Source organism: Pseudofulvibacter geojedonensis (genome assembly GCF_042675745.1).
Lineage (GTDB): Bacteria > Bacteroidota > Bacteroidia > Flavobacteriales > Flavobacteriaceae > Pseudofulvibacter > Pseudofulvibacter geojedonensis.
The window spans coordinates 284,683-299,240 of record NZ_JBHTJM010000002.1; the positions used below are offsets into that span (position 1 = coordinate 284,683).

The 14,558-nt window shown below is 31.3% G+C and carries 16 protein-coding genes; 8 read left to right on the plus strand and 8 right to left on the minus strand.

Features of this window, described 5'->3' with window-relative positions:
• Positions 1-14: 14 nt before the first annotated feature.
• From porD to ACFQ1O_RS02030, 7 genes are all read right to left on the minus strand, one after another.
• Positions 15-902: a type IX secretion system protein PorD gene (gene porD / locus ACFQ1O_RS02000; protein ID WP_449301287.1), complete on the minus strand. Its 888-nt coding sequence runs from the start codon at positions 900-902 to the stop codon at positions 15-17.
• Positions 895-2,103 carry a bifunctional phosphopantothenoylcysteine decarboxylase/phosphopantothenate--cysteine ligase CoaBC gene (gene coaBC / locus ACFQ1O_RS02005; RefSeq protein WP_377712774.1) on the minus strand — a complete coding sequence of 403 codons (1,209 nt, stop codon included), beginning with the start codon at positions 2,101-2,103 and terminating at the stop codon, positions 895-897. Before coaBC ends, porD begins: the two co-directional genes overlap by 8 nt.
• 1 nt (position 2,104) lies before the next feature.
• Positions 2,105-2,428 carry a DNA-directed RNA polymerase subunit omega gene (locus ACFQ1O_RS02010; protein ID WP_377712776.1) on the minus strand — a complete coding sequence of 108 codons (324 nt, stop codon included), beginning with the start codon at positions 2,426-2,428 and terminating at the stop codon, positions 2,105-2,107.
• Positions 2,429-2,432: 4 nt separating this feature from the next.
• Positions 2,433-3,254, minus strand: coding sequence for an outer membrane protein assembly factor BamD (locus ACFQ1O_RS02015; RefSeq protein WP_377712778.1), 822 nt, complete (start codon positions 3,252-3,254; stop codon positions 2,433-2,435).
• A gap of 163 nt (positions 3,255-3,417) precedes the next feature.
• Positions 3,418-4,335, minus strand: a complete 918-nt coding sequence (locus ACFQ1O_RS02020; RefSeq protein ID WP_377712780.1) for an ion channel — start codon at positions 4,333-4,335, stop codon at positions 3,418-3,420.
• Positions 4,336-4,411: 76 nt separating this feature from the next.
• A complete protein-coding gene (gene dapA, locus ACFQ1O_RS02025) occupies positions 4,412-5,287 on the minus strand; it encodes a 4-hydroxy-tetrahydrodipicolinate synthase (protein WP_377712782.1) in 876 nt (291 codons plus the stop codon).
• Positions 5,288-5,803, minus strand: a complete 516-nt coding sequence (locus tag ACFQ1O_RS02030; RefSeq protein ID WP_377712784.1) for a DUF6913 domain-containing protein — start codon at positions 5,801-5,803, stop codon at positions 5,288-5,290. It lies immediately after the preceding gene.
• A 71-nt stretch (positions 5,804-5,874) separates the two neighbouring features.
• Here ACFQ1O_RS02030 and ACFQ1O_RS02035 point away from each other — a divergent pair, with 71 nt between their 5' ends.
• The 8 genes from ACFQ1O_RS02035 (at position 5,875) to ACFQ1O_RS02070 (ending at position 11,201) form a co-directional block, all read left to right on the plus strand.
• Positions 5,875-6,639, plus strand: a complete 765-nt coding sequence (locus tag ACFQ1O_RS02035) for a 5'-nucleotidase C-terminal domain-containing protein (protein ID WP_377712786.1) — start codon at positions 5,875-5,877, stop codon at positions 6,637-6,639.
• A complete protein-coding gene (locus ACFQ1O_RS02040; RefSeq protein WP_377712788.1) occupies positions 6,629-7,546 on the plus strand; it encodes a bifunctional metallophosphatase/5'-nucleotidase in 918 nt (305 codons plus the stop codon). The genes ACFQ1O_RS02035 and ACFQ1O_RS02040 overlap by 11 nt, the downstream gene beginning before the upstream one ends.
• Before the next feature lie 105 nt (positions 7,547-7,651).
• Entirely contained in the window at positions 7,652-8,350 is a 699-nt protein-coding gene (locus ACFQ1O_RS02045) for a L,D-transpeptidase family protein (protein ID WP_377712790.1), read from the plus strand.
• 87 nt (positions 8,351-8,437) lie between these two features.
• Complete coding sequence (locus ACFQ1O_RS02050; protein ID WP_377712792.1) at positions 8,438-8,617, plus strand: hypothetical protein; 180 nt, start codon at positions 8,438-8,440, stop codon at positions 8,615-8,617.
• Positions 8,610-9,146 carry a Bax inhibitor-1/YccA family protein gene (locus ACFQ1O_RS02055; protein ID WP_377712794.1) on the plus strand — a complete coding sequence of 179 codons (537 nt, stop codon included), beginning with the start codon at positions 8,610-8,612 and terminating at the stop codon, positions 9,144-9,146. Before ACFQ1O_RS02050 ends, ACFQ1O_RS02055 begins: the two co-directional genes overlap by 8 nt.
• Before the next feature lie 104 nt (positions 9,147-9,250).
• Entirely contained in the window at positions 9,251-9,649 is a 399-nt protein-coding gene (locus tag ACFQ1O_RS02060; RefSeq protein ID WP_377712796.1) for a DoxX family membrane protein, read from the plus strand.
• Between the two features lie 59 nt (positions 9,650-9,708).
• A complete protein-coding gene (locus ACFQ1O_RS02065; RefSeq protein WP_377712798.1) occupies positions 9,709-10,434 on the plus strand; it encodes a hypothetical protein in 726 nt (241 codons plus the stop codon).
• On the plus strand, positions 10,431-11,201 hold the full coding sequence (locus ACFQ1O_RS02070; RefSeq protein ID WP_377712800.1) for a hypothetical protein: 771 nt from the start codon (positions 10,431-10,433) through the stop codon (positions 11,199-11,201). Before ACFQ1O_RS02065 ends, ACFQ1O_RS02070 begins: the two co-directional genes overlap by 4 nt.
• A gap of 197 nt (positions 11,202-11,398) precedes the next feature.
• On the opposite strand, the gene ACFQ1O_RS02075 is transcribed toward ACFQ1O_RS02070, so the two are convergent.
• On the minus strand, positions 11,399-14,470 hold the full coding sequence (locus ACFQ1O_RS02075; RefSeq protein ID WP_377712802.1) for a fibronectin type III domain-containing protein: 3,072 nt from the start codon (positions 14,468-14,470) through the stop codon (positions 11,399-11,401).
• Positions 14,471-14,558: the final 88 nt, after the last annotated feature.

Sequence of the window (14,558 nt, forward strand, 5' to 3'; positions counted from 1 at the left end):
TAATAACTAATTTGTTAAAACTTAATCTTACTCCACTTAGAGTTGTTATTTGGTGAAACTCTATTTAAAGTTTCAACCAATTCGGTAATTCTTACATTTGGACCTTCACTAAAAATTTGAGATATTTCATCAGACTTAGCATCAAAGAATATTCTCTGTATAAACGAATTTGGCCTTTTAGCATGCATTCGCTTGAATTGATTTAACACTAATACCAAACGTTCTTTTGCCCTAACAGGACTTTTACTCATCTCATCTAAGGCACTTCTATGATAAGCATACATAACGTTTCTATACTCTTTAAACGTTGGTGATAATAACTGATCGATAAGCTGATACCTGTTTTGTTGCCCATCGGTAGGGTTCCATCCTTTAGAGTTTTGTCCTTGAGCAACATTAACTATATTCTTTGCTTTGTTATAATACTCTGTTCCCCCATTTTTCTGAAAGCTATCTGCATCAATACCTAAAATTATATATACATAATAAGATATCACAGAAACTAAATTCGAATCAAACTGATTGGGATTTAAAGTTAAATTTTGAAACTCAACATAAGTGAAATTAAAATCCTTATCGTTATAGTTAAATACCGGAGAACTATAAGTAGAGTCATAAATAGGGCGAGAAGATTGCACTTGAATACTCGCATTAAAACGATCTACATCTCTTTCTGTTATTGTAATTACCATACCACAACTAATGCGTTCCTGGGGCTTATAAACTTTGTCTGTCCAAGTAGTTTTATTAACAAAATCATTTAATGATTGTTCTAAAGTTTTGAATATCTGCTCATTTTGCCTTCCAGTTTGAGCAGCATTAATTACTATCGAACAGTTTAACTCCTGTGCTGTAATAACACTTGTAAATAATAATGTTAATAAGAAAACTAACTTACGCATATAGTTTGATGATTTCATTAAATATATCTTGAGCAACTTCTGATTTTGATTTTAACTCAAAAGACTTTAAGTTCTCACTTTTATCGATAATGGTAATTTTATTGGTAGACTTACCAAAACCAGCTCCTTTATCTTGTAACGAATTTAAAACAATAAAATCTAAATTCTTACGCTTTAATTTACTTTTTGCATTTTCAATTTCATTATTCGTTTCTAATGCAAATCCTACCAAAAACTGGTTGTTTTTAATCTCTCCTAGTGAGGCTAAAATATCTTTTGTTTTTTCTAGCTCTATAGTAAACGTATCTGTCTTCTTTTTTATTTTCTGACTAGCAACATTTTTTGGTTTATAATCTGCAACAGCTGCTGCGCAAATAGCTATGTTTGCCTCATTGTAATACTGATGAGCTGCCTCATACATATCTTGAGCAGAAACCACCGAAATAACTTCTATTAAGTTATGAGAAATAGTTTCTTTAGTCGGACCAGAAATTAATACAACCTGAGCACCAAGATTAGCTGCAACCTTAGCTATCTCGAACCCCATTTTTCCAGAAGAGTGATTACCTATAAACCTAACCGGATCTATTGCTTCATATGTAGGTCCTGCAGTAATAAGAACCTTTTTTCCCTTTAAAGGTAATTTATGAATAATATCAGCCTCTATAAAAGAAATAATCTCTTCTGGCTCTGCCATTCTTCCTTTACCAACTAATCCGCTAGCCAACTCTCCAGAACCAGCAGGAATCATAACATTTCCATAAGATTCTAAAGTAGTAAAAGACGCTTTGGTTGATGGGTGTTTATACATATCTAAGTCCATCGCAGGAGCAAAGTATACTGGACACTTAGCTGATAAGTAAGTTGCTAACAAAAAGTTGTCGGATCTACCACTCGCCATTTTAGACAAAGTGTTTGCGGTAGCTGGGGCTATTATAAAAATATCTGCCCATAAACCTAAATCTACATGATTGTTCCATACTTCGTTTTCATCTTCTTCATTTGTAAAAGATGACAAAACTGGATTTTTAGATAAGGTAGAAAGAGAAAGTGGTGTTACAAAATCTTTTGAAGCAGGTGTCATGATAACTTTAACATGAGCACCTGCCTTTATAAAAAGTCGTACTAAATACGTTGCTTTATAAGCAGCAATTCCACCGGTAACACCAAGCAATATATTTTTGCCACTTAAAACAGACATATTATTCTGCTTTGTTTGTATCTCTATAATAAATCTTTTCCTCTAACCACTCTTGAACTGCAATTGCATGTGGCTTTGGTAATTTTTCGTAAAATTTAGATACTTCTATTTGCTCTTTGTTTTCGAAAATTTCTTCTAAACTGTCATTATAAGTAGCAAATTCATCTAACTTTTCAATCAACTCTTTTTTCATCTCTGTATTAATTTGCGTAGCACGCTTAGAGATTACTGAAATTGCTTCATAAATATTACCTGTTTGCTCATCAACCTGATTTCTGTTGTAAGTGGTAGTACTTACTGGCGCATTACTGTTTTTAATATCCATACTATTATTGATTGTTGAATTTTTCTAATTCTTGATTCACTTCTGCAATATGCTTTTCTGCTTCTTCTGTAAATTCAGATTCGGCAGCAGACTGCTTCCATTTATTATAATATTTTATAGCGTCTTTTAAACGTTCTTCTTTTCTTCTTTCTGTACTGTTAATCGCTAACAAATAAGCAGTATCGAATTTATAGTACAAAGCTTTCTCTTTGTATTTGCTACCTGGGTAATCATTCAAAAAATTATTAAATGCTGCTATAGCTGCATAATAATCATCTCTAAATTGAGTGCCACTACTAATTCTATGGTGATACCCTTTTGCTATATCGTACGCTTTTAATTGTAATTTATCATCTAATTCTAAGGCCAAATCACTAGCTTCTTTGAAGTACTCTGATTTAGGGTAGGTATTCATAAAATTTTGCAATTTTAAAATAGCCTTATTTGTATCTTCTTGATCTAAGCTAAATCTTGGAGATAACATATAATAACTCTTTGCAGACTTAAAAGACATTTCTTCAATTTTTTCACTTCGAGGATACTTTTTTACAAAACGTTCTAATTGATAAGATGAGGTAATATAATCTTCCATTAAAAACATGGTATTACCGTACATATACATTAGTTTTTCTGCTCCTGGTTTTCCAGCATAACCTGGTACTATTTGTTCAAATAAATTACGAGCTCTTTTGTAATCTCCTTCATTGTACAGTTTTTCTCCTAATGCGTACTTGGGAGCCACCTCTTCATTCTTATATACCTTTTGGTACTCTGAACAAGAAATAAGAAAAATTGCAGCGGTTAAAATGTAAAGTAATTTCTTCATATTAAATCAAACGATTTTGCAAAATTAGTGATTTTAAGTTGAACTTGAAACTATTTATTTTCAAACCCATATAAAACATTGAAAAGTATTCTAATTTGAACTTGATTTAACGAATATACATTTCCTTTTCAAGTCAATATTTTATTTTAAGAAAGTTTAACTTTTAATTATATTTTTCTATTTCGCTTAATTTACTATGGTCTAATATTGCTTGCCCACTTTCCTCAAAATAATACGCTGGAACAAACTTGCTATTTCCTTTTAAATCGTCAAAACTATATGAATGCATTTGATAAACGTTCTGGGCAAAATCATCTTCGTAATACTCTATTAATATTAACAATTCAGCATTTAATGCTAAAATTTGTTCATCTGTATAATCTTTTAACGGACTTTTTTCATCTATTTCATGAACAACCGTCCAGGTAGTTGGCAAGTACATTATCTTATCTCTCTCTAAACTAAGTTTAAAAAACTTCCTCGCTAAATTTCCTTTATCATCTATATCATTAACGGCTAAAGTTACCGTTATCTCTGGCTCTATCATTACATTAACTCGCTTGTTCATTAAACGAAACATAATTGCCCTTTTTTCTTTAAATGGCCTTAAAACTAATACATCGCTAAACCTAATGGCAGCTTTTGGCTTCGAAAACCTACCATATAATAATCCTGTCATTAAAGCGAACCCCATTAATCCTATTAAGGCCTCTATTGAAGAAACTAATGCTGTTGTATTGCCTTGAGGAGAAATTAAACCATAACCTAAAGTAGTTAAGGTTTGTGCACTAAAAAAGTAAGCATGTAAAAAATCTTGATAAGGAGTTGACTTTGTTATTGTTAAATGCTCTACACCAATAACATAATACATGCTTGCAAACAGTAAATTTAAAACACCGTACCAAATAAAAATTAGCATTATAAATCGCATCCAGGACATATTAATAAGCCTAGAATATATTTCTGAAACGGAGAATTTCTTATTGATATGTCTTAAATTAAAACTTCCATCAGAATTTACCATACGCTTAGCTGATGCTGCTGTTTTATATCCAAATCCTGGATCTTTTATTTTTGCCATGCTTTAACTTTATATCTCAAAAATAAGAAAAGCCATCTTTACAGACAGCCTTTCTTTTTTATATACTTATTTAACTTTATAAATTCTCTATAAAATCATTAATCTTTTTCTGCAAATCACCACTTGCTTCAATTAAAGGCAAACGAACCGTAGGATTACACAAACCTAGTTTATTAAACAACGCTTTAATTCCTACTGGGTTTCCTTCTTCAAATATATAATCTATAGAATCTGCTACTTTATAATGTAACTTATAAGCTTCTTTTGCTTTTCCTGCTAAACCTAAACGAATCATTTCTGAAAATTCTTTAGGAAGCCCTTCCCCTATAACAGATATTACACCTGCACCTCCTGCTAAGGTCATTGGCAATGCAATCATATCATCACCAGAAATCACCAAGAAATCATCAGGTGTTTGCTGAATCATTTTCATTGCTTGAACTATATCACCAGCTGCTTCTTTTACAGCTATTACATTTTTAAAATCGTTTGCTAATCTAGTAACTGTTTCTGGAGTCATATTAGAAGCCGTTCTACCTGGAACATTATATAAAATGACTGATTTTGAACATGCTTCAGCAACTGCTTTAAAATGCTGATAGATTCCTTCTTGACTAGGTTTATTATAATATGGAGAGACTGATAAAATTGCATCAAAATCAGATAAATCTGTAGTTATTATTTCTTCCACTACTGCTTTGGTATTATTACCTCCAATACCCAATACCATTGGCAAACGTTTATTATTCACCCTAGTAATACAATCTACTACCTGTTGTTTCTCCTCTTTAGTTAAAACCACACTTTCTCCAGTAGTACCTAATACTACTAAATATTCTACTCCTCCATCAATATTGTAATTTACAATACGCTCTAAAGCATCAAAGTCGATACTCAAGTCTTTCTTAAATGGCGTTACTAAAGCAACACCAGTACCTAGAAATTGATTCATTTATATCTGGTTTAATATGGGTAAATATTTTTTTAATTCCTTTGTAAACACGTCTATGTTACTAATAGACGTTTTAATAGCTAAGTCATTCATTAACTCATTTGTTCCAACAAAACCTATTTTAAATTTAGCCTTTGAACGAACAGATAGCAAATTTAATAACAACTTATCTTCTGGATAATAATTTAACAATGCATCAAAAGAAGTACCTAAAAACTTATTTGCTATTTCATGATTCAACTTTCCTCCAAAGCCTAAAACTCCATCGTGCACTGCATTATCTCCTATTAATAAAGCTTCTTTTTTATTGGGATGATAATATAATAGTTCAATATTAGCTTTTGGTATTTCAAACAAAGTGGCCAATTCTTTAAAATAACTAAACTCACTTATTACTGTAGCATCAACTAAAACACCTATTGTTTTAATCTTCTGCTTTGAAATTTCTCTCGAAATCCTTAATTGTTTATCTAGTATCTTTTTGGCAGATTTTTGCTTAAAACCTTTTAAAAACATTAATTTTATATTTGAAGCAAAAATACAACCCAATTCTCCATCAAACAAATGGAGTTAAGTTTTTAATTTATATGAAAATAAAACAAATTGTTATAATTGCAACTTTTTGTTTTCTAATATCTTGTAAAGAAGAAGGAAAACAAAAACTGTATCAGATAAAAGCAAATCAAGAAGCTATAGATAGCACTATAACAGATAATGTAAAAATTGATTCTTTTATTTCTCCGTTTAAAAAACGCCTTAATGATGAACTTGATTCCCCTCTAGCTTATGCTAAAGCAGATCTAACCAAAACCGATGGTGAACTGGTTAGTAGTTTAGGGAATTTAATGGCTGATATTTGTTATCTACAAGCACAACCCGTTTTTAAGAAAAGAACCGATAAAATTATTGATTTTGTTTTATTAAACCACGGAGGAATTAGAGCTCCAATACCTAAAGGTCCCATTACTGCTAGAAATGCTTTTGAAGTAATGCCTTTTGAAAACGAATTAGTTGTTGTTGAATTAAGCGGAGTAAAAACAAAAGAACTTCTTACTTATCTAGCTACAGAAAAAAAAGCTCATCCAGTAGGAAATATGAGTCTAAAAATTTCTAGAGAAAAAAATGTATTTAGCGAAGTAATGATTAACAATCAACCATTTAAAGAAAATCATAATTACTATGTTCTAACTTCAGATTATTTACAACAAGGTGGAGACAATATGAAGTTCTTTGCCAACCCAGTTAACTTGCACAAGCTTGATTACAAATTAAGAAATGCTTTAATAGATTATTTTAAAAACGGTGATCACATTTCTCCTAACCTAAACAAAAGATTACAATATGCAGAATAGACGTTCTTTTATACAAAAAACACTTGCCGGAACAGCTTTTATTGGTTTAGGTGGATTATCATTAAGTTCATGCAACTTAAACAAAGAGAAAACTATTACTATACTTCATACAAATGATGTTCATAGCCAAATAGAGCCTTTACCAAGTAACCATTATAAATATCCAAACCTAGGTGGTTTTGCAAGGAGAGCAACTATTATTGATCAAATTAGAAAAGAAAATCCTAATACTTTATTATTAGATGCTGGTGACATTTTTCAAGGAACTCCTTATTTCAATTATTTTGGTGGCGAGTTAGAGTTCAAATTAATGTCTATGCTCAAATATGATGTTGCTACTCTAGGGAATCATGATTTTGATAATGGTCTAGACGGATTACTAAGTCAGTTACCATATGCAGAATTCGACTTTGTATCGGCAAATTACGGATTTAAAAACACCATACTTGACGGAAAAATTCACCCCTATAAAATCATAAAGAAAGACGGTATTAAAATAGGGGTATTTGGTCTTGGAGTAGAACTAGATGGTTTAGTTAACAAAAACCTCTATAAAGAAACTACTTGGCAACAACCAATAGAGATAGCTCAAGATATTAGTAAAGAACTTAAAGAAAAACATAAATGCGACTTGGTTATTTGCCTTTCGCACATTGGCTACCATTATAAAAAGAATCCAGAAAAAGTATGTGACCTACAACTGGCCGAACAAACACAAGATATTGATTTAATTATTGGAGGTCATACACACACATTATTACCTAAACCAACTGTTGTAAAAAACAAAAAAGGAGAAAATGTATTAGTTAACCAATGTGGAAAAAGTGGGGTCTATATGGGAAGAGTCGATTTTACCTTTTCTGCAGATGGTAAAAAAACAGCAAAAGGGAAATCTATATTAGTTTAATTAACTAAAACATAATAACACAAAGTTACAATACGTTCTAATAACACCTACCTAAACCTACTAGAACCTATGAGAATAATTACACTTCTTTTCGTTTTCCTTTTTATGAACGATTCTTTCAAACAAAATCAATTAAATTTTCCTAGAGTAAAAGAAGCCTACCAAATAAAGCATTTAGGTGCTCAAACCAATCTCAAAAAACACGGTTTAAACCCAAATCAATTTCATTTATATATACGAGTATTCAAACACGATGGAATTGTTGAGCTTTGGGGCAAAAACCCCAACCAAAATGAATATACTTTATTTAGAGAATATGATATATGTGCTGCTTCTGGAGACTTAGGCCCTAAACGAAAACAAGGAGACTACCAAGTGCCTGAAGGATTTTACCATATAGATCGATTCAATCCTAAAAGTAAGTTTCATCTTTCTTTAGGTGTAAATTATCCCAATGCATCGGATAAAATTTTAAGCCATCAACAAAAACCTGGGGGAGATATTTTTATTCATGGTGATTGCCAAACAATTGGTTGCATACCCATAACCAATAATGAAATAAAAAGCTTTTATGTGTACTGTGTAGAAGCTATTAATAATGGTCAGAAAAAAATACCTGTTACTTTTTTTCCTGCAAAAATGGAAGGAGACAATTTACTTTTCTTGAAGGAAATCAATACTAGTAGTAAAACCAAACAACTTTGGAAAGAGCTTGAAAAAGGGTACCAATATTTTAATGAATACAAACAATTACCAACTGTTTCTTTTTTAAACAACGGTAGACACCTAATTAATGGTAAATAATTACTGTTAACAACTTTAAGAAGAACTAACTATAATGTGTAAGAAAAATAACTATTTTTAAAACTCAATACTAATTATTTTACTATTATGGAAAACATTCAACAGCCACAAATGGTTCCTGTCTCTCATTTAGTACAGGAAGAGAAAGTGGCTTTTTACAAAAACACCTATACACATGTTGCTGGTGGAGTTCTAGCTTTTATCATTGCTGAATTTATTTTATTACAATCTACAGCGTTAAAAAGTTTTTATTGGAATAATGAGTAATACATTTTCTTGGTTGTTATTATTAGGAGCTTTTATGCTGGCGACTAATTATGCTGAAAAAATGGCTTTACAAACAGCTGATAAAAACAAACAATATTTAGCTTATGGTATATATATATTAGCAGAAGCATTAATTTTTGTACCCTTATTAGGTATTATTATAGACTTTGTTCCTAACAGTGAGACATTACTTACCAAAGCAGCCATAGTTACATTGTCTCTATTTACAGGTTTATCTGCTGTGGTTTTTATTACTAAAAAAGATTTTTCATTTTTAAAATCAATTTTAACCATTGGTTTCTTTTTAGCCATTGGTTTAATTATAGCCGGTGCTATATTTGGTTTTGATTTAGGCTTATGGTTTTCTGTAGGTATGTGTGTTTTAGCTGCTGGTTCTATTTTATACCAAACATCTAATTTAATTCACAATTATTCTAACGACCAATACATACCTGCAGCATTAGGATTATTTGCTTCTTTAATGTTATTATTCTGGTACATTATACAAATCTTTTTATCTAGAGATTAAATAACTTATTCATATAAAATTTTTAAAAGCGTTTAATTATTTTAAACGCTTTTTTTGTAAGTCAATTTTATTTTACCGACTTAGCAGTTATAAATAATTTTATAATGAAAAGGTATACTCCATTCATTCTCAGACTCATTGTGGCTGTCATTTTAATTCAGACATTACGTTTTAAACTTACTGCACATCCAGATAGTGTATATATTTTTGAAAAAATTGGATTAGAACCGTTTGGAAGAATTGGTATTGGAATTCTAGAACTAATTGCAGGTATCTTATTATTAATCCCAAGAACTGTTTGGGCCGGAGCTACCCTAACATTAGGCTTAATTGGTGGAGCTATCATGATGCACTTAACCCAGCTAGGTATAGAAGTAATGTATAAAGGAGAGCCAGATGGCGGACAATTATTCACTACAGCCTGTATAACTTTTGTACTGAGTGCTATTATTTTATTTTTATACAAAAAAGATATACCAATTATTGGCAAGTGTTTTGCTTAATACAGATACTTAATATACTTAAATAGCGTTAATTAAATAATTAACGCTATTTTTAATTAATGCAAAAACTAACTTTTATATTCATTATATTTAGTATTCTTTCATGCAAAGAGGATATTTACCGCAAATCTCTTATTTACAGTTTAAACCAAGATATTGAAGAATATTCAATAACAAAAAACTTATATCATATAAATAATGATGAAAATTCGCCTAGTTTTAGAAGAGTAATTCAACTTGATAGTGCTTTAGCTACTTTAAAAGAGACTCCTAAAAAAGATTTTATTAAACAAAAAGAATACATCTTAACTTTTTTCAAAAACTACTACTTAGTTCAAGACAACTTTTTAACTAATAAATTCTCTAAAACAGACTCTTTTATCAATCAACTATATTTATATAGAAATATTGAGTTATTACGCTATCACAATATGAGTCTTTATTGTTCCCATTTAGCAAATAAAAGAGGTTGTGGATTTACTAGAATTGAGGCTTTATTAGAATATAGCCAACAAGAAGACTCTTTTCGTTTTTTTGAATACAGATTAGGTGAATTAAACATTCCGTTATTTAATCAAGAAATAGAATTAAATATTAATAACAACAATAATCCTGTAAAATATTTCAACCTAAAATTTAATGATCATAAAATATGGTACATAGACATTAACAATTCCCAAAATAAGAACATTCAAATAAACGGAACCATTCTATCAAAAAAAACTAGGAATATTGATTTCTTCAAGAAGCATCAAACCATTAAACAAAATTATTCTTTTAAATGAAACATTGGCTTTACATAATATGCTTGGTTTTCATCTTTATTTCTTGTAAAAAAGAAAATGAGATCGAACAGCTTTTCAAAGGATATATTTGGGAAAAGAAAAAAGATTTAATCAGTGAACATGAAACTTTTGTTAATATTGTAAGTAGATTATCTAATGATCAACCTAATAAATATAATTCTGGTCGCAAACACATCAATAAACTCTTAAAAACTTTCAAGCAATTTGACAGTACACATACAGAAGTTATATCATTGAAAAGCTACCAAAATCTAAACAATCAGCTACAAGAATTAAACAATCTATACTTCAATAAGAATCAAGCTATCAGCTTAGATTCGCTTCATTCTTTTCATTTAGAAAACAAATACTTGAAAGATATTGTTACCGTAAACTTTTACAAATTCATAAACCAATCTGCTTCAGAAATTATAAACCCAACTCCAGATTTAAAAAAAGATGATATTAATTTTACTCATAAAAAATTAAATGACTCTGTTACTAGAATCTTTATTCACTCAAAAGAAATATACAGCAATAGGAATCATTTTCAATATGATAATTTATTTCAATTAGATTCTATTACTGATAAGTACGGGCAAAAAATAGAAGTTTTACAAAGTCAACCATTTAATGAAAGTTTTTCTTTTGAAATAGACAAAAAACACTTGAACGATTCTCTTTTTATAAAAGGACATGTTTATATGAAAGAAGATGACAGTACTATTTTTAAGATATTAATCGACCAAAAACTTATACTTAACTAAAATATTCACATTTAAGACGTTTTTAAAGCTACAACTATTTCTGTTATATATCAACAGACAACTATAACACTACCTATAAAGCTTATTCTATGTATGGTTTCATTTCTAAAACACAATCTCCAATTCTACAATTATGACCGCTAAAACAAAAGCCTACGCTAATAGCGCAGGCTTGTATATCAATAAATAATTTGAAATTACTTTTTTATAATCCTAACAGTTTCTTTTGTTCCGTTAATACTAACTTTCACAAAATAAACTCCCGTATTTAAATCTGAAAAATCTAATTCATAAGCTGTTAAGTTTGGCTGAACAGTTCTAACTGTTTGTCCCAACATATTTATAACAGATAATGCTTCGATATTATTTTTAGCGCTTACAGTTAGTTTATTCTCTACTGGATTAGGGAAATATGTAAAGTTTTTCTCTAAGCTAACTTCTTCTACATCTAATATTGCATAAGTATCAACTCTAAAATCTTCTACATAAAAATCAAAATCTTCCACATCATTTGTAGTTCCTTCTGTTCCCCAAAATGCAAACTTAGTTGTTGCTGAAGTGTAAGCAGACAGGTCGTACACTTTTTCTTCTCCAGTATTAGATGGTGTATTTGCTCTATTAAATCTTTCTAAAGTTTCCCATGTAGCACCATTATCATTAGAAATTAATATTCTTACCTCATCATCGCTCCCCATAGTTCCTGGATTCGTACTATTATAAGCCGTTACTCCTACTTTAACAGACATTGCTAAGTTACCTGCAGATAAATCGAACGTAGGTGACACCAACCAATCTCTTGCTTGGTTTAAATAAAGATTGATTCTTGCTGATTTTCCATTTGCTGCATTATATAAATAATTAGAAGAAAGCCAACTGCTGTTTGAAGGCCAAGTAGTTCCGCCTAACTCTCCATAACGCTCTTCCCAACAAGCCCCAGGAAATACAGAAAAATTATTTGTATAAGCTGGTGTAATAGCTGTACAAGTTGTTTGAAACATAAAAGGTCCAGACCAAGAACTATAACCCGAAGCCCCACAATTAGCTCTTACATAAAATTCATAATTAGTAGAATCAGTTAAACCCGTAGCATTATAAGAATTAGCTGTTACTATTGTTCCAGCTCCTGTAGGTACTCCAGATCCTTGCGCTTGAACTACTACTTCCCATTGTGACTCAGAACTCCCTCCAGAGGTCCAACCTAAATTAGCGGTAGTAGCAGTTATATTGGTTGCTGTTAAGATATCTGGCTCTCCACAAGTAGTTGCTGTTCTAATTTTAAATTCATTTATATATATATAACAATCTTCCGCATCATCTACCGTTCCTTCTGTTGCCCAAAATGCAAACTTGGTAGTTGCAGAAGTATACGCAGCTAAATTATACACCTTAACTTCTCCAGTATTAGAAGGTGTGTTACCTGCATTAAACGTTTCTAAATTAATCCAGTTAGCTCCATCATCATTAGAAATTAATACTTGTACTTGATCATCAGACCCCATAACAGTAGACCCTGTAACTCCTATATTATATCTTAATTCATAACCACCCGCAGACAAATCGAATGTTGGAGAAACCAACCAATCACTATCACCAACATTGTACAAGTTTATCAATGCTGAATTCACAGCTCCTGTATTTAAAAAAGGTGCAGATCTCCACGCCCCATCTGCATTATTTGGACCTGCCGCTATACTTGTATCATTTCCTTCTTGCCAACAATTTCCTGGATAAGGAGTAAAGTCATTTGTATAACTTGGTGTAATAGTAACACAAGGAGTTTGAAAATTATACGTATGCCAATAACTAACTCCATTAGCACCACATTTTGCTCTCACACTAAATGCATAGTTAGCACCAGGTGTTAAACCTGTTGCATTATAAGAATTGCTTGTTACGACTTCATTTGCAACCATTGAAACTCCTATTTCTTGCAAAATTATATCCCATTCTGATTCTCCACTACCTCCAGATATCCAACTTAAATCAGCCGTAGTAGCAGTGATATTAGATCCTGAAACTGAACTTGGGCTCATACAAGGAATTGACTGAACTATAAAGTTATCTATATAAACATTATAATCTTCTGGATCATCTACTGCTCCTTCTGTTGCCCAAAATGCAAACTTAGTAGTAGCAGAAGTTATTGCAGATAAATTATATATCTTTTGTACTCCTAAATTAGACAGTGTATTTCCTGAATAGAAAAATTCTAAAGTATTCCATGTTGCTCCGTTATCAATAGAATATAATACTCTTACTTCATCATCTGATCCCATACCAGATGCGTCTCCAGAAAAAGACTCTGTAATTCCTATATCAAATCTTATTTCATAACCTCCAGCAGATAAATCAAAAATTGGAGAAATCAACCAATCACTATCGCCAGTATCTTTCAAGTTTATTCTTGCAGCCCCTGAACTACCTACATTTAAGAATCCATCTGTAACCCATGCTCCATCTGCATAATTTGGACCAGTTGCTACATCTGTATCATTTCCTTCTTCCCAACAGTTCACTGGAAATGCAGCAAAATCTTGTGTGTAAGTTGGGGTAAAAACCGTACAAGGTGTTTTAAAAACATGTGGGCCACCCCAGTTTGTATAACCAGATGCGCCACAATTAGCTCTTACATAAAATTCATAATTTGTCTCAGGTGTTAAACCTATCGCACTATAAGGATTACTGTTTATTGGCGCTCCAGATTCAGTTGGTACTGTACCTCCTGCTGCTTGCAAAACTATTTCCCATCCTGTTTCACCCCCTCCAGCACTCCATGCTAAATTTGCAGAAGTAGGTAAAATATTAGTAGCGGTTAAATTATTTGGTTCTAAACAAGGTGGTGCAGGAACTGTTATCATAAAAGAAGCTTCCAGCTCTTCGGTTGTTCCCTCACAAGTTCCATTTACATCTGTATCGGTGCCATCATTTGGCGTAACTCCTCCGTTATTACCAATAACATTACCGTAGGCAGTTACAGTGATTAACGTTCCGTCCCAAGAATCGTCATATGCATCATAACAATTCACATAATAATTCCCCGGGGCTAAATTAATGTCTTGATTAATTAAACCAGTGCCGTTACAAATGGTTCCATTTCCTTGTCCCCATACTTGAGTTCCTGCTCCGTTAATAGCTGTTGTAATATTTACCCATTTTTCAGAATGGTAACTCCCTCCTGATGTGGTAATATTAATTGTGCTTTGCGCATTAACACTCCAAAAAGAAGTAATTAATAGCATTATAAACAAATAGATAATTCTTCTCATCATAAAAATAGATTTTTTGACTTTGATTAGTATTGTAATTAAAAGTTTTACAAAACTACCACTGAGTGAATTATCTTCACAAAGGTTGCAC